21 protein-coding genes and 1 pseudogene are annotated in these 26,181 nt (G+C 57.6%); 14 read left to right on the top strand and 8 right to left on the bottom strand.

The window, feature by feature from the left end:
• Positions 1-751: 751 nt before the first annotated feature.
• From CRO75_RS28715 to CRO75_RS28690, 6 genes are all read left to right on the top strand, one after another.
• A complete protein-coding gene (locus CRO75_RS28715; RefSeq protein ID WP_239990667.1) occupies positions 752-2,041 on the top strand; it encodes an acyl-CoA dehydrogenase in 1,290 nt (429 codons plus the stop codon).
• Positions 2,042-2,089: 48 nt separating this feature from the next.
• Entirely contained in the window at positions 2,090-3,223 is a 1,134-nt protein-coding gene (locus tag CRO75_RS28710; RefSeq protein WP_097139780.1) for a DUF5938 domain-containing protein, read from the top strand.
• Positions 3,224-3,243: 20 nt separating this feature from the next.
• The gene (locus tag CRO75_RS28705; protein WP_097139778.1) at positions 3,244-4,800 is read left to right on the top strand and encodes an AMP-binding protein; all 1,557 of its coding nucleotides are present in this window, start codon (positions 3,244-3,246) and stop codon (positions 4,798-4,800) included.
• A gap of 70 nt (positions 4,801-4,870) precedes the next feature.
• Positions 4,871-6,109, top strand: a complete 1,239-nt coding sequence (locus CRO75_RS28700) for a thiolase family protein (RefSeq protein WP_097139775.1) — start codon at positions 4,871-4,873, stop codon at positions 6,107-6,109.
• A 61-nt stretch (positions 6,110-6,170) separates the two neighbouring features.
• On the top strand, positions 6,171-6,965 hold the full coding sequence (locus CRO75_RS28695; RefSeq protein WP_097139773.1) for an SDR family oxidoreductase: 795 nt from the start codon (positions 6,171-6,173) through the stop codon (positions 6,963-6,965).
• Between the two features lie 11 nt (positions 6,966-6,976).
• Positions 6,977-7,375, top strand: a complete 399-nt coding sequence (locus CRO75_RS28690) for a hypothetical protein (protein WP_097139771.1) — start codon at positions 6,977-6,979, stop codon at positions 7,373-7,375.
• A 136-nt stretch (positions 7,376-7,511) separates the two neighbouring features.
• On the opposite strand, the gene CRO75_RS28685 is transcribed toward CRO75_RS28690, so the two are convergent.
• Together CRO75_RS28685 and CRO75_RS28680 are read right to left on the bottom strand one after the other, a co-directional pair.
• Entirely contained in the window at positions 7,512-8,258 is a 747-nt protein-coding gene (locus CRO75_RS28685; RefSeq protein ID WP_097139769.1) for a hypothetical protein, read from the bottom strand.
• A gap of 16 nt (positions 8,259-8,274) precedes the next feature.
• Positions 8,275-9,225: a DUF2092 domain-containing protein gene (locus CRO75_RS28680; protein ID WP_239990666.1), complete on the bottom strand. Its 951-nt coding sequence runs from the start codon at positions 9,223-9,225 to the stop codon at positions 8,275-8,277.
• 232 nt (positions 9,226-9,457) lie between these two features.
• On the opposite strand from CRO75_RS28680, the gene CRO75_RS28675 reads away from it, so the two are divergent.
• The 8 genes and pseudogenes from CRO75_RS28675 to CRO75_RS28645 all read left to right on the top strand — a co-directional run bounded on the left by CRO75_RS28675 (position 9,458) and on the right by CRO75_RS28645 (position 18,653).
• Positions 9,458-9,913, top strand: a complete 456-nt coding sequence (locus CRO75_RS28675) for a glycine zipper 2TM domain-containing protein (RefSeq protein ID WP_097139767.1) — start codon at positions 9,458-9,460, stop codon at positions 9,911-9,913.
• Between the two features lie 135 nt (positions 9,914-10,048).
• On the top strand, positions 10,049-10,525 hold the full coding sequence (locus tag CRO75_RS28670) for a 2,4'-dihydroxyacetophenone dioxygenase family protein (RefSeq protein WP_097139765.1): 477 nt from the start codon (positions 10,049-10,051) through the stop codon (positions 10,523-10,525).
• Between the two features lie 87 nt (positions 10,526-10,612).
• Entirely contained in the window at positions 10,613-12,976 is a 2,364-nt protein-coding gene (locus CRO75_RS28665; RefSeq protein WP_097139763.1) for an arylsulfatase, read from the top strand.
• Between the two features lie 192 nt (positions 12,977-13,168).
• Positions 13,169-13,513, top strand: coding sequence for a hypothetical protein (locus CRO75_RS33415; RefSeq protein WP_239990665.1), 345 nt, complete (start codon positions 13,169-13,171; stop codon positions 13,511-13,513).
• 82 nt (positions 13,514-13,595) lie between these two features.
• Positions 13,596-14,036 carry a peptidylprolyl isomerase gene (locus CRO75_RS33410; protein ID WP_239990664.1) on the top strand — a complete coding sequence of 147 codons (441 nt, stop codon included), beginning with the start codon at positions 13,596-13,598 and terminating at the stop codon, positions 14,034-14,036.
• Positions 14,036-14,980, top strand: a complete 945-nt coding sequence (locus tag CRO75_RS28655) for a HupE/UreJ family protein (protein ID WP_239990663.1) — start codon at positions 14,036-14,038, stop codon at positions 14,978-14,980. Before CRO75_RS33410 ends, CRO75_RS28655 begins: the two co-directional genes overlap by 1 nt.
• 95 nt (positions 14,981-15,075) lie before the next feature.
• Positions 15,076-17,267, top strand: a pseudogene (locus CRO75_RS28650) (DUF3604 domain-containing protein).
• A gap of 117 nt (positions 17,268-17,384) precedes the next feature.
• The gene (locus CRO75_RS28645) at positions 17,385-18,653 is read left to right on the top strand and encodes an anaerobic sulfatase maturase (RefSeq protein ID WP_097139761.1); all 1,269 of its coding nucleotides are present in this window, start codon (positions 17,385-17,387) and stop codon (positions 18,651-18,653) included.
• A gap of 4 nt (positions 18,654-18,657) precedes the next feature.
• On the opposite strand, the gene CRO75_RS33575 is transcribed toward CRO75_RS28645, so the two are convergent.
• From CRO75_RS33575 to CRO75_RS28620, 6 genes are all read right to left on the bottom strand, one after another.
• A complete protein-coding gene (locus CRO75_RS33575) occupies positions 18,658-19,851 on the bottom strand; it encodes an AMP-binding protein (RefSeq protein ID WP_256596243.1) in 1,194 nt (397 codons plus the stop codon).
• A 92-nt stretch (positions 19,852-19,943) separates the two neighbouring features.
• Positions 19,944-20,288, bottom strand: coding sequence for an AMP-binding protein (locus CRO75_RS33570; protein WP_256596242.1), 345 nt, complete (start codon positions 20,286-20,288; stop codon positions 19,944-19,946).
• A gap of 43 nt (positions 20,289-20,331) precedes the next feature.
• The gene (locus CRO75_RS28635; protein WP_097139759.1) at positions 20,332-21,165 is read right to left on the bottom strand and encodes an SDR family NAD(P)-dependent oxidoreductase; all 834 of its coding nucleotides are present in this window, start codon (positions 21,163-21,165) and stop codon (positions 20,332-20,334) included.
• Positions 21,166-21,180: 15 nt separating this feature from the next.
• Positions 21,181-23,616, bottom strand: coding sequence for an MMPL family transporter (locus CRO75_RS28630; RefSeq protein ID WP_097139757.1), 2,436 nt, complete (start codon positions 23,614-23,616; stop codon positions 21,181-21,183).
• A 36-nt stretch (positions 23,617-23,652) separates the two neighbouring features.
• Positions 23,653-24,783 (bottom strand): YCF48-related protein, encoded by a 1,131-nt coding sequence (locus CRO75_RS28625; protein WP_239990662.1) that lies wholly within the window; start codon positions 24,781-24,783, stop codon positions 23,653-23,655.
• Positions 24,784-24,804: 21 nt separating this feature from the next.
• Positions 24,805-26,166 (bottom strand): DUF1329 domain-containing protein, encoded by a 1,362-nt coding sequence (locus CRO75_RS28620; protein ID WP_097139755.1) that lies wholly within the window; start codon positions 26,164-26,166, stop codon positions 24,805-24,807.
• Between the last annotated feature and the right edge of the window lie 15 nt (positions 26,167-26,181).

Below are 26,181 nucleotides of genomic sequence, written 5' to 3'. Positions count from 1 at the left end.
CATTAGATGTGCCAATGGCGGTGGGGCTTGCCCGAAACCAAGACTCGCCTACGCTTCACGCTGGACATGGTGTCCGCCTGAATAGAAGGAGTAGGAAATGGGTGAGGTTACGTATCCATGCTACTGGCAGAAAAAAGACAACTCTAAACAGTGGTACTGGATCTATTACGCCAAAAATGGAGAAGCAATCGCTCGAAGCAGCGAGAGCTACGTGAATCGATCAGACTGCACTCACTCAATTAATCTGATGCAAAATTCATCTGCATCAAAGATCTTCTACACAGAGTAAATTTGAGGTGTTGAGTAGTAGAAATAAGTAGTAGAACTGAAAAAGAAAAACCCCCATAACTCATTGAATTATAGGGGTTTTCTGAATATGGCGGAGAGATAGGGATTCGAACCCCTTCTCGTGTCTCTAAGGACCGCTCCAGTCCAGCAATTGCGGCGTTTTTACCTACCGGCTATGGCGTGCCGAGGTCTACAGCGGTCCTGTATTTGCCCTAATTTTTTCCCTAAACCTTTCGGGCCTAGCTGAGCGTGATCGTACGGGCTAGTGAACAACGTCTTTTCATGGAGGACTCGACAGGAGCCAACGCTCGAAATTCCGGTATGGGGTTCAGCAACCCGGAGGTAATTCTCCCCGAGCTCTCTCTTCCCCCCTCACCAATGGGGGGGTTTAAACGATCAAACCACGTCATTTTCCTACCCCAGAAGACAGATGCATCTGAATACCATTAACAGCAGGCGGGGTATGACAATGATCAAATTGCACAACACCTTACAGCTTCCAGATGTCGGACTGACCGGCTTTGAAACGCCGCTCAGCGAAGTGGAAAGCGCCGTCCAGCATTCTGTGCATCATTTCGCCAAAAACATCCTGTGGCCCATCGGCCAAGAGCTCGACAAAATGAGCGCCGCCGATGTCTGCGCGCCCGGTTCGCCGTTCTGGACGGTTTACCAGGAAGCCGCGAAACTGGGGCTTGAACCTGATTTCTTTTCGCAGTTTGAACCCGATGTCGCTATTCGGCTGGAGTCGCTGATTGGCGAGGAAATGGGCTGGAGCGATGCCGGTCTAGGCGTTTCGTTGAGTGCTGCGGGTTTTCCTTTGCAAATGGCGATGTCTGTTGGCAATCAAGAACTGGTGGAGCTGTGCACCGGCAAGATCGGCTGCTGGATGATCACTCATCCGGACAAGGGCAGCGACATCATGGTCTACGACATAAAGCGCGAATGGCCCAAGGATCAGGTCGGCAACAAAGGCAATCTCAGCGCCAAGGTCGACAACGACAACATTGTCATCAACGGCCAGTGTTCGGCATGGGTGTCCAACGGCGCCGTGGCGCAGGTCGGCCTGGCTTACATCGCCGCCGATTATGGTGATGGTTACTTCGATGCCGACGGTCGCCCTCATGGCGTTGCGGTCATTATCCCGCTCGACCTGCCGGGTGTTTCCCGGGGCAAACCACTGGACAAGATCGGCCAGCGTTCACTGCCCCAGGGCGAGATCTACTTCGACAATGTGACGGTGCCACGGCGCTTTGCCATTGCGCTGAAAGACGAGTACTACGGCAATCAATCGTCGGCATGGTCCTACGCCGGCACGCACATGTCGCAGATATTTACTGGCGTTGCGCGTTCGGCCTTCGAGCTGGCGTTGCAGTATTGCCATGAGCGCAAACAAGGCGGCCAGCTGCTGATTGACCATCAACTGACCCGCTATCGCCTGGGCGACAGGATGCGCCGTGTCGAACTGGCACGCGGTGTGGCGCGGCGCTCGTTGGCCTATGCCCGCCTCTCCCCGCATCCCCATCCTTACGCCACTGCCTCGGCCAAAGTGACCGTCACCGAAGAGTGCATGAAAGTCGTCAGCGAAGCCTTGCAGCTGTTCGGCGGCGCGGGCACATCCCGTGAATACCCGATTGAAAAAATCTTCCGCGACGCCCGCTCGGCACTGATCGAAGACGGCGAGAACCACATCATCACGATGCGTGTTGGCCTGTTATGCCAACAGCTCTATGCCGAAGGCTGGTCGCAGCACTGACCTTGACAACCCATCCAGCAATACTCCAAAAACAAGAGAACACACGAAATGGCTAAATACCCTGTAGTTGTTTATGGCGCGAGCGGTTACACCGGCATGCTCACCATGGACTGGCTGATTGACCAAAACATCCCGTTCACCGCCGTGGCCCGCGATGCCCGCCGCACTCAGGAAATGATGGCGCAACGGGTGGTTCGTCTTGAATCGGCCACCTACGAAATCATCGAAGCAGAACACACCGTCGAAGCGCTGACTCACGCGTTCAGAGGCGCCAAGGTGGTTTGCAACACTGTCGGCCCCTTCGTCAAATTTGGTCTGACCACCGTTGAAGCCGCGCTCAAGGCGGGTTGCCACCACCTGGATACAACCGGCGAACAAGAGTACATGCGCAACGTGCGTGAACAGTTCGGCGACCTGTATGCCCAGGCCGGCCTGGTGGTTTCACCTTCATTGTCGTACATGTACACCTACGCGGAAATCGCCGCCGAACTGGCCCTGGAACACCCGGGCATCGACGCGCTGGAAACCTCAACCCTGTGCCGCGGCCCTCGTGGCGGCGTAGCGGGTGTCACCGTTGGCTCGACCGCTTCGATTTTCGAGCAGCTGCGCTCCGAGCAATGCTACCTGTGGGAGAAGAAGCTCGTGCCGCACCCGATGGGCACCTCCTTCAACATCGCCTCGCCTGACTTCCTGACCCCGGTCTTCGCTTTGCCATGGGGTGGCACCTCGCTGCCGGTGTATTTCGAGAACGATCCACGGGTGCGGTCCTGCGTTTCCTGCGTCGGCTTCTACGACAACAACGTGATGCAGATGGTGCATTCCGTCGGCCAGAAGTGGGAGTCGGAGTACAAATTCCTGCCGTCGAAGCAGCAGGACGTGATGATCCGACAAATGGTCCAGTCGACCACGCCGACAATGCCACCGCGCGAGCGCACCACCATCGTACGCATGGTCGACACCGCCATCGGTCGCGGCCAGCTCTCCTCCGTGCGTGCCACCGTGCATGGCACCACCGCTTACATCGCCACTGGCGCCCTGCAAGTTGCTGCGGCGATCAAGCTGATCGATGGCGAGACCAACAAGGTCGGCTTCGTCTCCGGCTCCAAAGCCTTCGGTCATCGCTACCTGTTGGGCTTCCTTGAAGAACGTGGTCTGGCTCGCGCCACCGTTACCCAGCTCTGATCCAGGGCACAGGAACTGACATGGCTATTATCGATTTTTATGACCGCGGCTGGCGTATGGATCCGGCCGCTATCGCCTACATCCAAGGCGAGCGCTCATTTACGTTTAATGAAATCGGCCAATTGTCCTGCCGCATCGCCAACGCGCTGCTGGCGCTGGACCTGCCGAAGGAAACCAAAGGCGCAATCTGGGCCGGCAATGACGTAACTGCCTGGGCCTGCACGTTGGGATTATGGCGCGCGAACATGACCTGGATTCCGGTCAACGCGCGCAATGCCGTTCAGGAAAACGCGGACATCCTTGATGCGTTCGATTGTGACGTGATGTTCTATCAGCATGACTTCGCCGCAGTGATGGCCGACATTCGTCCTGCCCTGCCGAAGATCAAGCACTGGATCTGCATAGACGCCACCGACGGCGATTTACCCTCGCTTGATACCTGGACCGCAGGCCAGTCGTCGACGCGCCCGGAAGTCGTCTATGACATGGACGACGTCGTGATGCTTTCGCCCACGGGCGGCACAACTGGCAAGCCGAAAGGCGTGATGAACACGCACCGCAGTGCGCAAACTTTCATTGCTCATTTCATGATGGCCTGTGCTTATCGCGATGGGCTCAAGCCCGTCAACATGGCCGCCGCTCCGATGACCCACACGGCCGGCCTGCTGGCGGTTCCCTGCACGGCGCAAGGCGGTACGGTCGTTGTGCTCCCAAAGCCTGATCCGGCGCTGATGCTCACATCCATTGCGCAACATAAGATCAGCGAATTCTTTCTGCCGCCAACGGTGATCTACAAGCTGCTGGAATTACCCGGCATCGAAAACGTGGACTTCTCCTCGGTGAAATACCTGCTGTACGGCGCCGCGCCAATGTCTGTCGAGAAGCTGAAAAAGGCCATTGAAGTCCTCGGTCCAATCATGACCGGTGGATACGGACAGACTGAAGCCCCAGCCAGTATTGCCTACCTGCGCCCGGACGAGCATCTGGTTGACGGCCGACTGGCCAGCGACAGCCGATTGTCCTCGGTCGGCCGTCCTAACCCGTTGATCCGGGTCGAAGTGATGAACGATGCCGGGCAAATTCTCGCCCGGGGCGAAAGCGGTGAAATCTGCGTGCAGGGCGACCTGATCATGAAGGGATACTACAAACAGCCAGAAGTGACGGCGCAAACCATTGTCAGCGGCTGGCTACACACCGGCGACATCGGCCATATCGACAGCGAAGGCTACCTGCACCTGACCGATCGCAAGAAGGACATGATCATCACCGGTGGCTTCAACGTTTATCCCAGCGAAGTCGAGCAAGTGCTGTGGAGCCATCCGGCCGTGCAGGACTGCGCCGTGATCGGCGTGCCCGACGAGAAATGGGGTGAAGCGGTCAAGGCCGTGGTCGAGCTCAACCCGGGCCATACCGCTACGTCTCAAGAACTCATCGACCTGTGCAAGTCCCGACTGGGTGGCGTCATGGCGCCCAAATCCGTGGACTTCATCGACAGCCTGCCACGCAGCCCGGTGGGCAAGGTCCTGAAAAAAGATCTGCGTGCGCGGTATTGGGATGGCGCGCAACGCCAGATCTGATTCCTCAGGCCTTCGCCTCAACCATCGTAAAACGGCGCCGCAGTCATGCGGAGTCTCTCAGGAGAGTTGCATGAGCACCATTTACATTGCCGGCATCGCGATGACAGTTTTCGGGCGCCATCTGGAACGCAGCCTCGACGATCTGGCGCGTGAAGCCCTGGAAAGCGCACTGAAAGACGCCAACTGCAGCCGCCAGGATCTAGGCATCGCCTTTTACGCCGGGATGACCAACGGGCCGTTGCAAGGGCAGATTTCCATTCCGGGTCAGGTCGTGTTCAGCAAGATCGGCATTGAGGGCATTCCCGTCTACAACGTTGAAAACGCCTGCGCCTCGGGCAGTTCAGCGTTCAACCTTGCCCTGCAAAGCCTTCAGGCCGGCACCACCGATGTTGCGCTGGCGCTGGGCGCAGAGAAAATGAACATCCCCGACAAGCTCAAGGCCCTCCAAATCTTCGAAGGTGGATGGGACGTGTCTCGCATCGAAGAGAACTATCAGACGCTGGTCAACATGGGCCAAGGCGTCGAGATCCCCGAAGGTTCGGAGTCAGACAAACCCTATAGCAAGTTCATGGCGATCTATGCCGCCATGTGCCGTTACCACATGAAAACCTACGGCACCACTCAACGGCAGATCGCGGCGGTCTCGGCCAAGAACCACACACACTCAGTGCACAACGCTTTTTCGCAATTTCGCAAGCCGTTCACCATCGACGAGATTCTCGCGGCGCCGCCTATCACCTACCCGATTACCTTGCCGATGTGCGCACCGCTTTCCGATGGTGCGGCAGCGGCGATCCTCTGCACCGAGGAAGGCCTCAAACGCATCGGCGCCGATCGAAGCCGCTGCATCAAAGTGGCTGCCAGCGTGATCCGTAGTTTCACTCATCGCCGTCTGGATCAGCCGGAGCTGAACATCGCTCGACTGGCGGCAGATCACGCGTACGACATCGCCGGCCTGGGGCCGGAGGACATCGATGTCGCTGAGGTGCATGACGCATCGGCGATGGGCGAAATCATCCAGGTCGAAAACCTCCGACTCGCCGAACCTGGTATGGGAGGGCCGTGCGCCGAACGCGGCGACTTCACGCTTGGCGGGCGGATTCCGGTCAACACCTCGGGCGGCCTTGAATCCAAGGGCCATCCGCTTGGCGCAACCGGCATCGGCCAGATTTGCGAGTTGGTCACGCAACTTCGCGGTGAGGCCGGCAAGCGTCAGGTTGAAGGCGCGTGCCACGGCATTCAGGAAAACGGTGGAGGGCTGCTGGGCATCGAAGAAGCTGCCGTTGCCATTCACATACTCAGTAAATAGGTCCCCTGCGTTTCGATTGACGATGGTAGGCGAATCATCAAAACAAGAAGGATAACAAGATATGTTTCAAAACAAAGTGGTGGTCATCACCGGCGCGGGCTCCGGTATTGGCCGGGAACTGGCGATTCAAATGGCAGAAGCCGGAGCGCACCTCGCACTCTCCGACATCAACAGTATGGGTCTGGATGAAACCCTGCGACGGCTCCCGGCTGGCAGCGAAGCCAAAAGGTATTTGCTGGACGTGGCGTCGTGGGAAGCGTTTCAAGCTCACGCCGCCGAGGTCAAACACGATTTCGGCACTGTGCATTACGTTGTCAACAATGCGGGCGCCACCGTCGTCGGCACCGTCGCTAACACGTCCATCGAAGAGTTCGAGTGGCAGCTCGGCATCAACCTGTGGGGTGTGCTGTACGGCACCAAGGCGTTTTTGCCGATGATGCTGGAGCAGCGCGAAGGTTGCGTCGTCAACATCTCCAGCATTTTCGGCCTGCTGGGGTATCCGATGCAAAGCGCCTACAACATGTCGAAATTTGCCATTCGTGGCCTGACCGAATGCTTGTGGTCGGAACTGGAGAACAGCGGTGTACGCGCGGTGTGTGTTCACCCTGGCGGGATCAAGACCAACATCGAAAAATCCAGCCGGCGCTGTAAGGCCGCAGGTCCAGAAGAAGACAAGTTTGCCGCCCTCGCCGCCGGCGTGCTGCTGACCCCCGCTGACGAGTGCGCCGCCGACATCATCAAAGGCCTGCGCAAAGGCTCGAAACGCATCATGACAGGAAACAAGTCGAGAACCGTGTTCTGGGTCAGCCGACTGTTTCCCAACAGCTACCCGAAACTGCTCAAGCTGATGGCTTGAAGGAGATGACTATGCGATCCGCTCACACCCGAGGGCTGTTCAAGACCGCCGCTTGCTTCAACGTGCTTGCAGGCCTGCCTATGCTGTTGGCCACGACGCCAGTGGCGGCGTTGCTGGGGCTGGAAATCACCCCGACCTCCACGCTGTTCATTCAGATCACCATGGCGGTGGTCGTCATGTTTGGCTGGGCTTACTGGATGGTCAGCGTCGATCCTGTGCGCTACCGCCCGTTCATTGGGCTGGGGCTTACTTTGAAAGTCGTGGTCGTCGCACTCATTGGCGGTTACTGGCTGGCCGGTAATATCCCCTGGCCGCTGCCGGCCCTGGCATTGGGTGACATCGTTTTGGCGGTGTTGTTCTGGCGTTATTTGCGCGGCAGTCCGTATGCCGTAATCAGTCGCTTCCAGTAATCCAGCGACCCGGGGAAATACGTTTTTCTTTCTGTCCGGCCACGTCCACATCAATTCGCTGCCGTCCGGTCCAGTACCGGGCGGTAGCAGCGCCATTGTAACCACCGAAAAACATTATTGCCCACTCAGGTCTTGATTACGGCATCGGCACCACCGTGTAGAAGACGCCGTTTGCACCGTAGGCAGGTCGCACCCAGGAGTTCCCGCACTGGTAGAACGTGCCGCCGGAAACCGTCCTCAAACCACATCCTGAAGGAAGGCTGACAAACGTCGAGCCCATAGGCATTGTCGGCGGTGCGGAGGCCATCATTCCGGCGCTATAGCCTGCGCCATAGGCATTGTTGCTGGCGCTCGCCACTGCACTCTGATTGGCCACCGTGGCGATGGCCGCTCCGGCCACCATCCCCACGGCAGCAGCGGCGGCGGGACTCACGTCATTGTGATAACCACAGTTGTAGCAACCACTGCTGGCAATGACAGTCGTCGGAGGGTGGTAGTAACGAGTGCCGTACGTTGCGGGATGGTAGCCACTGGCACTAGCGCCATATGCCCCCTGCGCGTGCCACGAACCCTCGCCTCCATAGGCCAATCCACCTTCGGCCCCGGTACCGTGCCAGTTGCCACCGCCACCCGAGGCCGAGCCGCCGCGATAGCCTGATCCACTCCAACTGCCGCCACCGCCAGACGCGGTACCGCCACGATTGCTGGATGCACGCCAACTACCACCGCCACCCGACGCTGAGCCGTATGCACCGGAATGGCTCCACGAGCCACCACCGCCCGATGAGTGCCCCCAAGCAGACGCGTGCGACCAGGCGAGCGCTTGATTACAGGTCAGCAGCGCGACCAATAGGCCGGCGAGCTTCAAGGGTGATCTGTTCATGGGCCAATCTCCTCGATCAGGGTTTTGTAACCGGCTCTTTAACCCCTTTCGGGGCGCGCAGATCGGGCGGTGCTGCGAACCGAATACGTTGCGCTTTCTCGACATGCTCTGGCTTGAAAAAGTCCGCAGACAATGTAGATGAAAGTTTCCACTCGCTGAATGCAACCTGATGCCGCGATTGGGTTGGATCATCACGAAACACGGCACGCAGCATGCGAGGGAGTTTGTCCTGTGCGCCGATCCAGGCTTGTACGAACACGTCGTCGTTGGCGTAAGCAATCACATCCGTGGTGGTATCACCGACGACCGTGGACTGACCGATGTAAAACGCCAATCGCATGTCCCTCTCCAAATCCTTATAGGGATCGGCGACGATCACATCGGTAAAGGGAAAATAGATGGCCGCACGCTGGTACGCTGCCTCAAGGGTCGCATCTATCGTGGGTGGTGCTTCTGCTTGCGCCAGCAGGTTGTCTTTCGGCTCAAAGGCATAAACTTGCTTGCCGTCATAATAAAACTCGGTGGCTGCACCATCACCTGAGGTCAAAACCCGCAAACGATCAGGCCGTTGCACATTGACCAGCGCCACCGTGTTGTAGGCCAGGGGTGGCCCCAATCGACTGGGCTTTTCATACGTAGTGATCGCCTTGAAGCTCATGCCCTGGGTGCCCGCGAGCTTCGCACTCATGGCCTTAAGTATCTCCAGCGCCTTGGGCTCCAGTTGAACCGCTGGTGTAGAAGCAGCGGGTGGTTCTGCCGCGTGCAGTGACAATGCACACACGCCGATCAGCAGGCCAAGGGGTAACAAACAGAGACGCAGGTAGGATGGCAACATTGTTGTTCTCCGCCGAGAGGAAGACAGGATTACGCAACCATTACAGCCACCGGCACTATTCTTCGAGGTACACCCCGCCAACAGCAGGCTGCCCAAGGTTCCAGCAATAAGCCATTTACGATTGTTGATCATCTGATCGTTCACTGATCAGGGCATCGATGGAGTATTGCGGACATCGTTAGCTTGTCTATGTTTGGGTAACTAAATATTTCTAGACCCTTTTACTCATTACGCCTCCATTGATCCATTCCCGATAAATCAATGGCCGCCTGGGAGTAGCAAGAGCGTGTGCTAGGCTCTTTCTCCGACGGCGTGCGGTACGTTTGAATGAGTGACTTCCCCCAATAGATGATGGAGTTCTACGATGAAAACCATTACTTCCTGGCTAACGATCACACTTGTGAGTCTGGTGCTTGGTGCCTGCGCTGCCGTTGGGCCCGGAGGCGGCGGAGCGGGTGAAACGGAGATCCGCTCAGGGAAGATCGAACAGATCGCTCCCACCCAAATGCAGACCAATCATGACAGCGGCGTGGGCGCCATTCTTGGCGGGCTCGCGGGCGTAGGTATCGGCAGTCTTATCGGTCAGGGCACAGGCCGGGATGTCGCCATGGTCGCTGGCGCGCTTGCTGGTGCAGCAGGTGGCAACTATGTCGAAAAGAAAAAATATGATCAGCCCAAGGAAGCCCAGCAGATTATCGTGCGGGTTAAAAGTGGCATGCTGGTGTCGGTGACTCAGCCGATCAATCCAGCGCTGAACAAAGGCATGAATGTGTACATAGAAGGCACCGGCAATGAGGCCCGGGTCGTACCGCAAAGCTAGACAGAGCAACCACCAGTCACGCCCCTGTTACCAGGTGCTACCCCTCGTCGAGGGGGGGGTAATGGTTATTACCCCCCTTCAGGATGTCGCTACGTACACCGTGTACACCCTTCATCCAATACGAGAACAACAAGCATGTTTTACGAAAACATCGACACCTCCTCTATCAATGACGAAGATCTGCCATGGGTTCCGTTTTCGCCTTGCAGCGATGAAATCTTCATCAAATACATCAAATGCGACCCGGTTCGCGGGGAAACCATCACCCTGCTCAAGGCTCCGGCGGGATCTACTCTGCCCAAGCACTATCACTCCGGCACGGTCATCGTTTACACCATCAAGGGTGGCTGGAAATACCTGGAACACGACTGGATCTCAAAAGAGGGTGGTGTCGTGTTCGAAACCGCAGGTTCCAGACATACACCTATCGTACTGACTGAATATGGCGACGAACTCATCACCTTGAACATCACCCAGGGCGACTTGCTGTATTACGACGAGAACAACACCGTTGTTGCGGTAGAAAACTGGAAATCCAGCGTAGACCGTTATCTGGCGTTCTGCGAAGCCAATGATATCGAGCCCAAAGACATCACCAGTTTCGCGGTCTGACCGATCACATCTTCTGAATCACCTCTCAGCCGCTCGGCGCTCACCGGGCGGCTGCGCCGTTGTAACCCCAGAATAACGGAGACAATCATGTCCCAGAAGCTGCAACCCGCCGGACGTTTCACTTTGAAACTCTGCGCACTGTTGGCTAGCTCGGTCGTATCTGCACAAGACTCACTGCCCTTCCCGTCTACACCTTCGGCCAGTGATGCCAAACCGACGCTGCAAGAATCCAGGCACCAGAAACGTCAGCAACAATCCCACCTGCCCGCTGACGCCCCCAACATTCTGGTGATCATGCTTGATGACGCCGGCTTCGCGCAGTCCGACACCGTCGGTGGCGCGATCCATACGCCGACCCTGAGTCGCGTCGCCGACAGCGGTGTGCGTTACAACGCCTTTCATACCGCAGCCATTAGCTCCGCCACCCGAGCCGCGCTGCTGACCGGGCGCAATCACCATCGAGTCGGCAACGGTGTGATTGCCGAACTGGCCACCGACTGGGATGGCTACACCGGCGAAATTCCGAAAAGCTCGGCCACCATGGCCGAAGTGCTCAAGCAATATGGCTACAGCACCGCCGCCTTCGGCAAATGGCACAACACACCTCCGATGGACACCACGGCCGCCGGCCCTTTCGATACCTGGCCAACCGCCTACGGTTTTGAGCACTTCTATGGTTTCCTGGCCGGCGAAACCTCCCAGTACAAGCCGCGTCTGTACCGCGATACCACGCCTATCGAACCGGCTCGAGATCCGAAATATCACCTCAGCGAAGACCTGGCGAATCAAGCCGTGAACTGGCTGCAGGATCAGCAGACCTATGCACCGAACAAACCGTTCTTCCTGTACTGGACACCCGGCGCCGTACACGGCCCGCATCAGGTGAACGCGCAGTGGGCAGACAAATACAAAGGCAAGTTTGACGGTGGCTGGGATGCTTATCGCGAGCAGACCTTCGCTCGCCAGAAAGCCATGGGCTTTATCCCTCAGGACGCCGCCCTCACTCCTCGCCCGGCGGAATTGCCTGCCTGGGATAGCTTGTCTACCGAACAAAAGCAGTACCAGTCACGGTTGATGGAGGTGTATGCCGGCTTCATGGAACACGCCGACACCCAGGCTGGCAAGATTCTGGACGAGCTGGAACATCAAGGTAAACGCGACAACACGCTGATCTTTTATGTCTTTGGCGACAACGGCGCTTCTTCCGAAGGGATGGAGGGCACGATCAACGAATTACTGGCACAGAACGGCATTCCTGTACCCAAAGAGCAACAGATCAAAGTGCTCAACCAGATGTATGGCGGCTTGTCGGCGCTCGGTGGACCCAAGCTGGAAAACATGTACCACGCCGCGTGGGCCTGGGCAGGTTCGGGACCGTTTGTAGGTACTAAACTGGTCGCTGGTTACTTCGGTGGCACCCGAACGCCGCTGGCTGTTTCCTGGCCGAAGCAGATCAAGTCAGACGCCAAAGTCCGTGGTCAATTTCACCATGTCAACGACATCGCCCCGACAGTCTACGACGTGCTGGCGATCACACCGCCGAAAGAGGTCAACGGTGTCGCGCAAGATCCATTGGACGGCGTGAGCATGCGTTACACCTTCAATGACGCCCAGGTGAAGTCGAAAAAACCGGCGCAGTACTTTGAAGTACTCGGCAGCCGTGGCATCTACAAAGATGGATGGATGGCTTCGGTGTTCGGGCCGCGTAAACCTTGGGTTCAAGGTTTTGCGCAGTTTATGGGCTGGAATCCGGAGAACGATCAATGGTCGCTTTACAACCTCCAGGACGACTACTCCCAGGCCAAGGACGTCGCCGCCAGCAACCCGGAAAAACTCGCGGAGCTGAAGGCTGAGTTCGATGCCCAGGCCAAGGCCAACCATGTCTACCCGATTGGCGCCGGTTTATACCCGTTCCTCAATCCGGCCGCGCGCATTGCCACCAGCCAGCACGAATGGCATTTCAGCGACCGCATCCAGCGCTTCCCCGAGTTCGCCGCGCCCAACCTGCGCAACCAGAACAGCAAGGTCGTGGTAGACGCCGAAGTCCCGGCAAACGCCAGCGGCGTGCTGTATGCCTTGGGTGGTATTGGCGGTGGCGTCAGTCTGTATATGGATGACGGTTACCTGGTCTACGAGTACAACGCGTTGGCCATTGCCCGAGTCAAGTTGAAGTCCGCTGAACGCGTACCCGCAGGCAAAGTCAGTGTCGAAGTATTGACCGAGATGTCCGCGGCCAAGCTCGGTGCACTGGCCAACCTGAGCTTGCGTCTGAATGGGCAGGAAGTGGCCAAGGGTGTGACGCCGTTTACCCCGGCCTTGACGTTCACTGCCAGTGAAACCTTTGACGTAGCTGAAGACCTGGGCTCCCCTGTCACCCTGGATTACTTCGAACGTGCACCTTTCGCCTTTAACGGCAAGGTCAACGATGTTCACGTGACTTACTTGCCTTAACTGCCATGCCGCCCGCTGAAACCGGGCGGCTTTTGCGCTTAACACGATTTCGACTAATGCCTAGTGCCCATCGTGATTAGGCACGCTGGAAAGTCTGGATCCACCTGCAATACTCCAGTCCGCGTCAAAACATATTCGATTTCAATCTGGGCGGTAAGGCATGAACCTAACAGTCTCCGGAAAACGACTGTCTTGATCAAACGCTACCTGCGCGAACCGCTACTGCACTTTCTAGTCGCAGGTGTTGCGCTCTTCGTGTTGTACGGTGGTTTGCACAGTTCAACCGTCAATCAGGATCCACAACGAATAGAAATCACCCCGGATGATATTCAGCGGATCGAAATATCGTGGCTGGCGCGATGGCAGCGCCCTCCTACCGAGCAGCAGCTTCAAGGCATGCTCACCGAGTATGTAAAAGAGGAAATCCTCTACCGTGAAGCACTGAAACTCGGCCTCCACAAAGACGACACCATCATTCGCCGCCGACTGGCACAAAAGATGGATTTTTCTGGCAGAAGATGTCGCGTCACTTCGTGAACCCGCCCCCGGCGTACTTGAGACCTGATACAGCACGCATCAGGAACACTATGCCCCGCCGCCTTTAGTTACTTTTCGCCATGTGTTCTTCGCTTCGGACAAACGCGGGAGCGCTGCCCAGGCACAAACTCAAGCAGCACTGGGAACGCTGACCGATAAAAACAGCGGCGAAGGCGATGCCTTCCTGTTTAAAAACGCCTATACGGAACAATCACAAGACCAGGTGGCGAAAGACTTTGGTTCAAAGTTCGCCATTGCCTTGTTTCAACAAACACCAGGACATTGGGTCGGCCCGGTCGAGTCTGGATTTGGCTGGCATCTGGTGTGGATTGATGCGCTGGCCAACCCACAGGCACCTCCCTTCGAAACAGTGGCCCAGCAGGTCAAATCCGATTGGCTCTCCGAGCAGCGTACCGAGTCGAAACGCTCGAGTTTCGAGGCGCTGAAGGCACGCTATCAAGTGGTCGTGATGATGCCCACTGCCTCCAGCGGGATTGCGGCCACTGAAACGGAGCAGCCGTAATGGGGCGTACCGTCTGGCTTCTGTTTTTTCTCTTGTTCGTGGGGCAATTGTCCTTCGCTCATGAATCCCGCCCTGCATATATGGAAATCACCGAAACCGCTGCCGGGCGCTATGACGTGCTTTGGCGTACGCCAGTGCTTTCCGGGATGCGATTGCCTATCGCGCTGAGATTTCCCGAAGGCGTCCAAACGATCGTTGAACCCGTGGTCAGCGAACTGAACGACTCACTGATAGAACGCCGAGTCATTGATACAGGTCCCGCAGGCCTGGTCGGTCAGCGTATCGAGTTCATCGGCCTGCAAGCGAGCATCAGCGATGTGTTGATGCGTGTTTCTCTCCTTGACGGAACGCTAACGACCACCCTCGTGAAACCCGCCCAGCCATGGATAGAGATCACTGCCACGTCGGGAGCGTTTTCGGTGGCAGGTGCATTTCTGGTTCACGGTATCGAGCACATCCTCGGCGGTTTCGATCACCTGCTGTTTGTCTTCGGCCTCCTGCTGCTGGTGCGCAACGGCTGGATGCTAGTGAAGACCATCACCGCGTTCACCCTCGCCCACTCCATCACGCTGGCGCTTGCGGCACTGGGCGCCGTGCGGCTTCCCGGCCCTCCTGTCGAAGCGATGATTGCGCTGAGCATTCTGCTGCTGGCGGTTGAAATCGTGCGCAAGAATCACGGTGAACCCAGCTTCACCGCGCAATGGCCATGGGTCGTGGCGTTCTGTTTTAGCTTGCTGCATGGCTTTGGGTTTGCCGGAGCGCTGGCGCAAGTTGGCCTGCCACAACGCGACCTGCCCCTGGCGTTGCTTACCTTCAACATCGGCGTCGAGATTGGCCAACTGATGTTTGTCGCCGTGGTGCTTACCTGCGGGCGATGTTGCTGCGTTATCGACTGCCAAGACCTGCGCTCCTGTATGCCCAACCCATTGCTGCCTATGGGTTAGGAACGCTCGCCGCCTTCTGGTTTTTCGAGAGAGTCTCGAGTTTTTGGTCCTGAGCTGCACCGTCCTGTCATTGCCGTGCTTCGGAGACGTGGAATATGAAAACCAATAATCACCTCATCGCACCCTCACTGTTTAGTTACGCCCTGCTCGCTCTCGCCGTAAGCACGCAGGCTATGGCGGAAGGCAACCCGGATCGAGAGGTCTACTTTGGGCAGACGCACTCGCATACGTCGTGGTCGGATGCCTACCTGATCGGTAACCACCTGATCGGGCCGGAGGATGCTTACAAGTATTCGCTGGGTATACCCGTCGCGCACCCGATGGGCGGTGAAGTGAAGCTCAGGGGACGCCCGCTGGATTTCCATGGGGTGACCGATCATTCGGAATACGTGGGGGTTATCGCGCTGGCCAACGACCCCAAATCGGACTTCAGTAAAATACCCATTGCGCAAAAGCTGGTTGTCAAAACGCCTGCCGATTTCAATCGGGTCTTCAAGTGGATTGCAGAAAGTATGAACCACCCGATCAAGGAGCTGATTGATCCGAAGATTGCGGGCAATATCTGGCAACAAAACATCGCCATCGCTGACAAGTACTACAAGCCAGGCAAGTTCACCACCTTCGTCGCGTATGAATGGACATCGGCTCCCAACAACCAAAACATGCACCGCAATGTGTTCTTCCGCGACTCGAAAAAGGTGCCTGAACTGCCATTCACTGCACTGGATTCGGGTAAGCCGGAAGACTTGTGGGGCTGGATGGACGATCAACGCAAAAAGGGCAATGAAGTGCTGGCGATCTCGCACAATGCCAACCTCAGCAACGGCATGATGTTTCCGGTCGACGTCGATGACCGTGGTCGCCCAATCGATACCGCGTGGGCTGAAACACGGATGCGCAACGAATCCTTCGAAATCCACCAAGTCAAAGGCACTTCGGAAACCCATCCGGAGCTGTCGCCGACGGACGAATTTGCCAACTATGAAATCATGAATTTTCTTATTGGCCTGGACAACGGCACTTCCAAACTCAATGGCAGCTACATCAGGCAAGCCTGGCAAAACGGCATGGCCTTACAGGAGACCAAAGGCTTCAACCCCTACAAGATGGGTGTTGTAGGTGCCAGCGACTCTCACAACGGGGTGATCCCGTATGCACAGGACAACAACTTCGGCTCCCACGGCTTTACCGATTACAACCCTGAGTTACGTCTTTCCGGCAAAAAGAACTCGGGCATGGAAGCGTTGCAAACCAGTACCTCCGGTCTGGCCGGTGTCTGGGCTGAAGAAAACACCCGTGAGTCGATCTTCGATGCGATGAAGCGCAAAGAAGTCTATGGCACCAGCGGCGTGCGGATTCCCGTGCGCTTGTTTGGCGGCTGGAGTTTCGACAGCAACCTGTGGAACGAGAAAGACTGGGTTCATGCCGCCTACGCCCAGGGCGTTCCGATGGGCGCAGACTTGCCGGCAAAACCGGGCAAAGATGCGCCGTCCTTTGTGGTATGGGCAACCAAGGATACCGATGATAGCAACCTCGACCGGATCCAGATCATCAAGGGCTGGAAGATCTACGACGTCGCCTGGTCCGGTGATCGAAAACCGGATCCAGCCACCGGTAAAGTCCCGGCAGTGGGCTCTACCGTGGATGTTTCCAAGGCCACTTACACCAACACCATTGGCGCCACCGAACTGAAAAAGTCTGGGTCGACCGGAATTCGATCCAGCCCAGCACGCGTTCTACTACGCCCGCGTATTGCAGATTCCAACACCGCGCTGGAGCACTTATGATGCGGCCAAACTGCAAGTGCCGCCGCCAGCCGACGTGTCGGCCACCGTGCAGGAACGCGCCTGGACCTCGCCGATCTGGTACTCGCCGAACGCCGAGGACAGCAAGTTGATGGCACGTGGCAAGACCATTGACGACCTGAAAAACCGAGGGTGCCAAGGCGCTCACCAACGAGCAGTTGCAAGCCTACGTGGTGGGTAAAACCATCAAGGTGCGTAATACGGTCACCGGTCAGACCTTTGAAATTGTCTATGGTACGGATGGCCAGCGCGTGGTCGCCAGTGTCGACGGCAAGCCGGCTGCGGACGGTGAATACCTGAACATGTTGCATGGTGGCCAGTTCGGCGTCCCGGCCAGTTACAAAATCAAGGACGGACATCTGGTGACAACCCTCGGCGGCTCGCCCTTCGAGGCCACCGTCTTTGAGCAAAACGGTAAATACGTGGCGGCTCGCAGCAGTGAGTTCGGCTACGTGAACTATGAGGTCGAGGAGGTCAAATAGAGGCGGACCATCGCCGTCCCCCCAATCATGGGGGGCGGCCAACACAGGTTCGTCCCCTAGCCTCTGGCGTTGTAACCGCAGCGACTCGCCGAGCGGTCCGAACGCAGCTTGCCAATCATGCCTACCCACGAACCCCCATCCCAGGGCCTGCATCTGATGGCCAAGCCCGTCGGGCCAATCTGCAACCTCGATTGCAGTTACTGCTTCTATCTGGAAAAGGAACAGCTTTACCCGCCACGGGAACGCTTCAGTATGACCGACGAAGTGTTGCGCCTGTATGTGCAACGCTACATCGAAGCCCAACCCACACCTGAAGTCGAATTTACCTGGCAAGGCGGCGAGCCGACGCTGCTCGGTCTGGACTTTTTCCAGCGCGCGGTTCTGTATCAACGTCAGTTCGCGGGGAACAAAGTCATTCGCAACACATTGCAGACCAATGGCACATTGCTCAGCGATGACTGGTGCGCGTTCTTCGCACGTGAAAGCTTCATGGTCGGAATCAGCCTCGATGGCCCTCGTTTCGTCCACGATCTGTATCGCCCCGACAAGCGCGGGCGCTCTAGTTTTGACGAAGTCATGCGCGGACTCGGGCTGCTCAGGCTGCATGGTGTCGACTTCAATGTGCTGGTTACCGTGGCTCGCGATGTCGCCCATTACCCTTTGGAAATTTATCGGTTCCTCAAGGATGAAGGCGTTCGTCACATTCAGTTCAATCCGGTGGTGGAACGCCCGCCCAACGCCCCGCAAGTCAGTCAGGGCTTGCATTTCGCGGTCCCGCCGGAACTGCGCTTGCATGCGGTGTCGGAGCCAGCGGTGGTGACGGAACACACGGTCGAGCCAGAGGCCTATGGCGACTTTCTTATCAAGATTTTTGACGAGTGGGTTCGTAAGGATGTCGGTGAGGTTCACGTCATGAATTTCGAATGGGCGCTGGCCTCATGGTGCCAGCTGCCTGCGTCGGTGTGCCTGTTCAGCCCTCGCTGCGGCAAAGCGGCAATCGTGGAACACGACGGCAATGTCTACTCCTGCGATCACTACATGTACCCCGAGTACCTGCTGGGCAACCTGAAAACCGATGATCCCACCGTGCTGCTCGCCTCAGCCGCGCAACAGGCCTTCGGCGCGGCCAAGGAAGAGACGCTGCCGACGTATTGCCAGCAGTGCGACTACCGTTTTGCCTGCCACGGTGAGTGCCCGAAAAACCGTTTCATGAATACGCCCAACGGCGAGCCGGGCCTCAACTACCTGTGCTCGAGCTATAAGAAATACTTCCGCCACCTGACACCCTACATGAACGCCATGGCCCAACTAGTCAGCCACAAACAACCCGCGGCGTTGATCATGCAGGCCTTTGACGGCCCGCTGATTGTTCCATTGGATAAGTAGCAGGTCAGTTCGCAAAACGATAATCGCGAAACTGTTCGCGCAGCTTCATTTTTTGCAATTTGCCGGTGGCGGTATGCGGCAACGCCTCGACGAACACCACATCGTCCGGCAACCACCACTTCGCCACGCGGCTTTGCAAAACCGTCAGCAACTCGTCTTTGCTGGCTGTCTTGCCGGATTTGAGCACCACCAACAACGGGCACTCCTGCCATTTAGGATGAGGGATGCCAATCACCGCGGCGTCAGCGACCGCTGGATGACTGACGACGGCGTTTTCCAGGTCGATCGATGAAATCCATTCACCGCCTGACTTGATCACGTCCTTGGCGCGATCGGTGATTTGCATGTAGCCATCGGTGTCGATAGTTGCAATATCGCCTGTATCGAGCCAGCCGTCGCCATCCAGAATTTGCCCTCCCTCCCCGCCGTAATACTGGCTGGCAATCCACGGCCCCTTGACCAGCAAAAAACCGGAAACCTTGCCATCACGCGGTAACTCAGCGCCCTCTCCATTGACGATTTTCATCGACACACCGAACAGCGCCCGCCCCTGTTTGGCTTGCAAGTCGAGCACCTCGCACAATGGCGCGTCACGGTGCTTGGGCAAAGGGTTGCAAATGGTGCCCAGTGGCGACATCTCGGTCATACCCCAGGCATGCAGCACATGGGAATCAAACGCGGTTTCAAACGTCTCGACCTGGCTGCGCGGCGCCGCGGCGCCACCGATCACCACCCGGTTCAGGCACAGCTCTTTCGAAGGTTGCAGCCCCGTCGCTTCGACATGCTGCTGCAGCAGCATCCACACCGTCGGCACACCGAGCGCCAAAGTGACCTGCTCATCGCGCATTATCGTGTAAAGACTCTCGCCGTCGAGCGCAGCACCCGGCAAGACCAATTTGGCGCCACACATCGCAGCGGCATAAGGCATACCCCAGGCATTGACGTGGAACATCGGCACGACCAACAGCGCCGAATCCGCCGACGACAAACCAAAGCCATCCGAAGTACACAGTGCCAGCGAATGCAGGATCGACGATCGATGCGAATACAGCACACCCTTCGGATTGCCCGTGGTGCCCAAGGTGTAACACATCGATGACGCCGTGCGCTCATCGAACTCGGGCCAGAGGAACTCACTGCTTTGCTCTGCGAGCAGTTCTTCGTAGCAGATCAGATTATTCACCACGATGGCCGGCATCTGCTCACGGTCACACAGCGCAATGAAGGCTTTGACCGTTTTCAGGCGAGGCGCGACTTACTCGACCAACGAGGCAAACGACAGGTCGAAAATCAGGTACTGGTCCTCGGCGTGGTTAGCGTGAACTCGATCTGCTCGGCGAATAACCGGGGGTTAATCGTATGCAGCACCGCGCCCATGCCCGAAACACCGAAGTACAACTCCATGTGCCGGTAACCGTTCCAGGCCAGGGTGCCAATACGATCGCCGGGTTGCACGCCCAGTGTGACCAGCGCGTTGGCAACCTGTTTGGCACGGCGACCGATGTCGCCATACGTGCAGTGATGCATCGACCCATCAGCCGTGCGCGAGGCAATTTCAGTGTGCGTATGCGCCTTCAGTGCATGTTCCAGAACGGAAGAAATCAACAGCGGTTGATCTTGCATCAAGCCCAGCATAGTTATGGGTTCCTTTTATTCTTGTTTGAGTCAGCGCAGACAATCACAGATAACCGAGCTTCCGGGCGGCGCTGAGCATCACACGGCGCATCAGCCCCAGGGACAGGCGCTTGAGGTGGAAAATCAGTTTGGCGAACGGCCCGATCAGCACCAGATCCTGGCCTTTCTGCACGGCGCGGACCATCGCTTCGGCGACCAATTCGGGTTCACAGCCCTTGGCCTTGTAGTAAGCCTGCAGTCGTTCGAGCTGCTCGTCGGTGATGGAAGGCGAGATGTTGCCAGCGGACTGGGTGATGGCGGTATTGATGATGCCGGGGCAGACCGTGGTGATGCGGACATTGGAGTCGTCCAGTTCCATTTTCAGCACTTCACTGAAACCAAATACCGCATGTTTTGAGGCTGCATAAGCACCCATCGTCGGTGAGGGATAGATGCCCGCCGCCGAGGCCACATTCAGTACATGGCGCACCCCGCCGGCCTGAATCATTTGCGGAATGAAGTGATAACAGCCATGCACGACGCCCATCAGGTTGATGTCCATGACCCGCCGCCAGTGGGACAGGTCGCTCTGGAGGAACTGGCCCAGATAACCGATTCCAGCGTTGTTGATCAACACATCGATCGGGTGCAGCTTCATGTACGGATGCTCGGCAAACGCCTTCATGTCGTCGTCATTGGAAACATCGAGTTGATGGATCATGCAAATGCCGCCCACAGCCACGATGTCGACCTGAAGCTGTTTCAATGCCTGTGGATTAACGTCCATGGCAATGATGTGCGCACCGCGTTTGGCGAATGCAAACGCCGCTGCGCGACCGATGCCTGAGGCGGCGCCGGTAACGAGGACTTTCTTGTTTTTGAGTTCAGGGATGGCCATAAGGGTTTCCGGTTTTCAAGGTGCGCGGCGCAGCAGGAAGTGCGACAGCGCAGGGATCAACACCAGGGCACCGATCATGTTCCAGATGAACATGAAGGTCAGCAGGATGCCCATGTCAGCCTGGAACTTGATCGGCGACCAGGCCCAGGTGATTACGCCCGCAGCCAGGGTGATACCCACCAGCGCCACGACTTTGCCGGTGAACGCGACGGAGTTTTTGTAGGCTTCGGTCAACGACAGACCGGCACGCTGCTGCGCCAACTGAACACTGAGCAGATACAGCGCGTAATCGACGCCAATGCCGACGCCCAGGGCAATCACCGGCAAGGTCGCGACCTTCACGCCCATACCCAGCCAGACCATCAACGCTTCGCAGAGAATTGACGTCAGCATCAATGGAACGACCGCCACCACCACGGCGCGCCAGCTGCGGAAGGTGATGAAGCACAGCGCGATCACCGCGCCGTACACGTAGAACAGCATGGTGCGGTTGGCGTCGCGCACGACGATGTTGGTTGCCGCTTCGATCCCGGCGCTGCCAGCGGCGAGCATGAACTGGCGCTCGTCGTCGCTGTGTTCGCGGGCGAACTGATCGGCCACTTTCACCACGTGATCGAGGGTTTCAGACTTGTGATCCGATAGATAGGTAATCACTGGCATCATCGAGCAATCGCTGTTGAATAATTCCGGATTGTTCACCGAGGCCTGCTGCGCGCCGTAATTGAGCACATCCTGATTACGCGCGATGGTCAGCATTTTCGGGTTGCCTTCATAGGAACCCGCCGTGATTTGCCGTACAGCGTTGACCAGCGACACGGTGGTCTGCACGCCCGGTTGCTGTTGCAGGAGCCAGCCGAGACGGTCCGCCTCCACGAGGGTCTCGTACTTTAGGCAGCCTTCGCTGGCGGTTTTGACCATGACCGCGAACTGGTCGCTGGACAGCGAATAGTTGGCCGTGATGTAAGCGTTGTCGCGGTTGTAACGCGAGTCGGCGTGCAACTCGGGCGCGCCCGGATCGAGATCGCCGATCTTCAAGTGCGTGCTGACCATGAAGCCCCCGATCGCCAACAGCCCGGCAACCACCACCGCCACTGTCGCCCAGCGACGCTCGGTAAAACGGTCGAGCAAACTCCACAGATTGCCCAATCCTTTGCCTTTCAGCTCCTTGCTTTCCTGACGCAAACTGCGCGCCGCCGCCTTTTGACTGATACCCCAATACGACAGGAGCACCGGCAGAAGCACCAGGTTAGTGAAGATCAATACCGCTACGCCAATGCTCGCAGTGACGGCCAGATCCTGGATCACCGGAATGTCGATCAGCATCAGCACCGCAAAGCCCACGGCATCAGCCAGCAGCGCGGTCAGACCGACCAGGAACAGTCGGCGGAAGGTGTAACGCGCGGCGACCAGCTGATGGGTGCCACGGCCGACGTCCTGTATGATCCCGTTCATTTTCTGCGCGCCGTGGGATACGCCGATGGCGAACACCAGAAACGGCACCAGAATCGAAAACGGATCGAGTGCGTAGCCGAACAAGGTGATCAATCCCAGTTGCCAGACCACGGCCACCACCGAGCACAGAATCACCAACGCGGTGCTGCGCACGCAACGGGTGAAGGCATAGATAATTGCGGTGGCGATCAGCGCTGCTGCGCCGAAGTACATCATGATCAGCATCAGGCCATCGATCAAATCGCCGGCCAGTTTGGCAAAACCGATTACACGGATCTTGATGGGGCCTTTGCCCTCCTCACCAGCAACGTGTGCCGCGTTGCTGCCGGAAAACTCGAACTTGTTGCGCAGTTGCTCTTCGAGCATGCGCGAGAACTGGTGATAGTCGATGGCCGCGCCCGTGACCGGATCCTTCTCCAGCAGCGGCACGACGATCATGCTCGATTTGAAGTTATTGCCGACAAGACTTCCGATGATCCCGGAGCGCGCAATATTCAAGCGCAGTTGCTCGACGCCACTGGTCGAGCCGTCATAGGAGTCCGGCATGACCGGGCCGCCACGGAAGCCTTCCTCCGTGACCTCGGTCCAGCGCACGGCAGGCGTCCACAACGACTTCATCCATGCCCGGTCCACACCCGGTGTCAAGAACAACGCGTCATTGACCTGCTTGAGCACGTCCAGGTATTTCGGGTCGTAGATGCTGCCTTCGGTGTTTTCAACCACCACCCGAACCGTGTTGCCCAGCCCTCGTAGCGACTGGCGATTCTCCAGGTAGTTTTTGATGTACGGCTGGCTCTGCGGAATCATCTTTTCGAAGTTGGCATTGAGCGTCAGCCGGGTGGCCGCGAAATAGCTCAGCAACACCGTTACGATCAGGCAGGTCAGCACCACCAGTAGGCGGTTATTGAAGATCAGGCGTTCAAGGACATCGCCGGAGAGTGCATCGAAGCCCTTGAGCTCTCGGATCACCGGCATCGTATCGAGGTTGTAATTACCCATGACGTGGCTCGTCTCTTTTTATTATGTGAAGTGGGCTCATTGGTACGGCAACTGACGCAAACCTTGCGCGCCTGCGACCACCATTGAACCCGACCCGACGGCCTGCGCCGCAGCGGCAGGCCCCAGGTGCTCTTGGGGCTTTTGCGTGAAGCTTGCACCGTCGTCAACGCTGACCAGGACATGGCCAGCCTGGCTGACCAGAATGATTTGGCCGTCGGCCGTGACGGTGCTTGCGGTGATGCTCGAGGACACGCCCAGTTCAACCTTGTCCCAGTTCGTTCCGTGATCGACGCTGCGATACACATTGCCCCGCAGGCCATAAACGAGCACCGCACGCGACGAGCCGGTGATGCCGAAATAGCTGCCGTTGTAGGGGGTAGGCACGTTGACGAATCGTTGCGTTGCCGAGTCCAGCTTCAACACCAGCCCCTGCTCGCCGACGATGAACAGGTCGTCGCCAATCGCACGCATCCCGTAGAAGTTCAGTGCCCCCGGGTTGTCGGTACGCTCCATCAGCGGAACCCAGGTCTGACCGCCATCTTCAGTACGGAAAATCAGGTTGAACGCACCGACGACGTAGCCGTTTTTTTCATCAGAGAACCACACGTCCAGAAAGGGTTTATCCGCCCCTTCATCGATCATTCGTTGAGCTTCACCCGATAAAAAAGCACTCGCGGGGTCATCCGGCTGTTGCGCTGTTTGCCGCTGATAGTGGTCGAGCATGATCTGCCCTACCTGTCGGCCATCAAGCTGAGGGCTCCAGGTTTGGCCGCTGTCGTCGCTGTGCAGCACAATGCCGTCATGCCCGACAGCCCAACCCTGCGTCGGGCTAGGGAACTGCACGGCCACCAGATCGGAACTCACCGGCACTTGTGCCTGATGCCAGCGGACGCCGGCATCATCGGAATAAAAAATATGGCCGCGCTGGCCCACGGCGACCAGGCGTTTACCCGCACTGGCCAACCCTGTGAACATGCCGTTAATGGCTTTTTCACTCTGAATCGCCGGACTCGACAACGTGTCGACAAAATCTGCGGCCACCACGACTCTGGTAAATGGCACGGCCATTGCCACGGCCAGCGCAGTGAGCGCTATCCATCTAAATGTATTCATGAAATCTACTCGGCAAAAGCCGCCGAACAGGGCGAGGAACACTGCCGGCGACAAAAAAACACCTGCGTTTATGGCTTAGCGAATACCCGTGCCAGCCAGCGACTCAGGTGCCCACTGCGCTTTTGAAAGCGGGTCGATGTACTTGACGCCGCCATACGGGCCGTAGATGCCGGTGATGTTGTAGCTGCCGGAGACAAAGTCATAAATCATGTGATTGTCGGAGTTCGGCGCCTGCACGTCATAGCTGTAAGCCAGGTGTGCGAAGGAGCCGCGGTACAGCTTGCCGCTGGCGTCATATTCATCGGAGGCCAGAGCAATCCAGCTGTCTTCGTCGAGGTAGAAGGTGCGCTTGCTGTAGATGTGGCGTTTGCCCGGTTTCAGCGTGGCTTCGACCACCCACATGCGGTGCAGCTCCCAGCGCATCAGGTCCGGATTGACGTGATGCGGCGTGGTGATATCCGCGGCTTCCTTGTGATAGTTCAGCTTGTAAGTGTTGTAAGGAACGATCATTTCCTTTTTGCCAACGAGCTTGAAGTCGTAACGGTCCATAGCGCCGTTGTATACCCAGGCATCGTCATAGGTCGAAGCACCGGCCGACCCAGGGTTCGGCGTGTCGTAGGCGATGTCCGGCGCGAGTTTGACCCGACGCTGGCCCGGCAGGTATTGCCAGCCACGACGCTCCATTTTCAGCGGATTGACCGCATCCTGCACCAGGATGGCTTCACCCGCGCGACGGGCCGGGGCCTGATAGTAGAGTTTGGTCTTGAAGAACAGATCGGTCTCTTTCGCCGGTTCCGTACGCTTCGGATCATAGAGCGGGTATTCGAGATAGGCATTGCCAGACGTGGCCAGAATCGCCTTGCCAGAACCGTCGACGTTCCAGGAATCGTATTTGAAATTGGTGGCGTGACCCTGATAGCGCAGCAGGTGATTCCACATGGCCTCGTAGCCATCTTTCGGGATCGGGAACGGAACGCCCGGCAGTGCGTTTTCCAGCGCTACACCGCTCTCAAGCGTTTTGGCGCCTACGGCGTTTTTCGCGGTGTTATCCAGCAACCATTGAGGTAGCGCCACGCTGCGGTGGGTTGGAAACACATCGACCCTGAACGTTGGGTAACGCTTGAGCAATTCTTGAGTGGAGGCGGTCAGCTTATCGGCGAACTGAGCGACATTTTTGCCGTCGATGACGGCGCGTGGTTTGTCGGCCTCGAACGGATCCGGGCGGAACGAACTGCCCGGCTGGAAACTGGCTGGCGGTGTGCTGAGGCCGCCGGTGTAGGCCGGAATGGTGTTGTCGGCATTACCGGCTTTTTCCGCGCCGACGCCTGTCAGGCTGCTACCCAGTTTTGCCGCTTCATCCGCAGAGACTGCCGCATGTGCCGCGCCGGAAATGGCGACGGTCAAGGCGGCGAACAACAGTGTGTTGACGAACTTCATGGAGTGACTCCTGCT

Source organism: Pseudomonas sp. LAMO17WK12:I10 (assembly GCF_900215185.1).
In the GTDB taxonomy this organism is placed as follows: domain Bacteria; phylum Pseudomonadota; class Gammaproteobacteria; order Pseudomonadales; family Pseudomonadaceae; genus Aquipseudomonas; species Aquipseudomonas chlororaphis.
The sequence above is the reverse complement of the archived record's forward strand: the minus strand, read 5'-3'. Positions and strand labels throughout refer to the sequence as shown.

Coding starts and splice junctions, on each gene's coding strand:
- CRO75_RS28715 (WP_239990667.1), top strand. CDS start 752: ATGACAATGATCAAATTGCACAACACCTTACAGCTTCCAGATGTCGGA.
- CRO75_RS28710 (WP_097139780.1), top strand. CDS start 2,090: ATGGCTAAATACCCTGTAGTTGTTTATGGCGCGAGCGGTTACACCGGC.
- CRO75_RS28705 (WP_097139778.1), top strand. CDS start 3,244: ATGGCTATTATCGATTTTTATGACCGCGGCTGGCGTATGGATCCGGCC.
- CRO75_RS28700 (WP_097139775.1), top strand. CDS start 4,871: ATGAGCACCATTTACATTGCCGGCATCGCGATGACAGTTTTCGGGCGC.
- CRO75_RS28695 (WP_097139773.1), top strand. CDS start 6,171: ATGTTTCAAAACAAAGTGGTGGTCATCACCGGCGCGGGCTCCGGTATT.
- CRO75_RS28690 (WP_097139771.1), top strand. CDS start 6,977: ATGCGATCCGCTCACACCCGAGGGCTGTTCAAGACCGCCGCTTGCTTC.
- CRO75_RS28685 (WP_097139769.1), bottom strand. CDS start 8,258: ATGAACAGATCACCCTTGAAGCTCGCCGGCCTATTGGTCGCGCTGCTG.
- CRO75_RS28680 (WP_239990666.1), bottom strand. CDS start 9,225: ATGATCAACAATCGTAAATGGCTTATTGCTGGAACCTTGGGCAGCCTG.
- CRO75_RS28675 (WP_097139767.1), top strand. CDS start 9,458: ATGAAAACCATTACTTCCTGGCTAACGATCACACTTGTGAGTCTGGTG.
- CRO75_RS28670 (WP_097139765.1), top strand. CDS start 10,049: ATGTTTTACGAAAACATCGACACCTCCTCTATCAATGACGAAGATCTG.
- CRO75_RS28665 (WP_097139763.1), top strand. CDS start 10,613: ATGTCCCAGAAGCTGCAACCCGCCGGACGTTTCACTTTGAAACTCTGC.
- CRO75_RS28655 (WP_239990663.1), top strand. CDS start 14,036: ATGGGGCGTACCGTCTGGCTTCTGTTTTTTCTCTTGTTCGTGGGGCAA.
- CRO75_RS28645 (WP_097139761.1), top strand. CDS start 17,385: ATGCCTACCCACGAACCCCCATCCCAGGGCCTGCATCTGATGGCCAAG.
- CRO75_RS33575 (WP_256596243.1), bottom strand. CDS start 19,851: ATGCCGGCCATCGTGGTGAATAATCTGATCTGCTACGAAGAACTGCTC.
- CRO75_RS33570 (WP_256596242.1), bottom strand. CDS start 20,288: ATGCTGGGCTTGATGCAAGATCAACCGCTGTTGATTTCTTCCGTTCTG.
- CRO75_RS28635 (WP_097139759.1), bottom strand. CDS start 21,165: ATGGCCATCCCTGAACTCAAAAACAAGAAAGTCCTCGTTACCGGCGCC.
- CRO75_RS28630 (WP_097139757.1), bottom strand. CDS start 23,616: ATGGGTAATTACAACCTCGATACGATGCCGGTGATCCGAGAGCTCAAG.
- CRO75_RS28620 (WP_097139755.1), bottom strand. CDS start 26,166: ATGAAGTTCGTCAACACACTGTTGTTCGCCGCCTTGACCGTCGCCATT.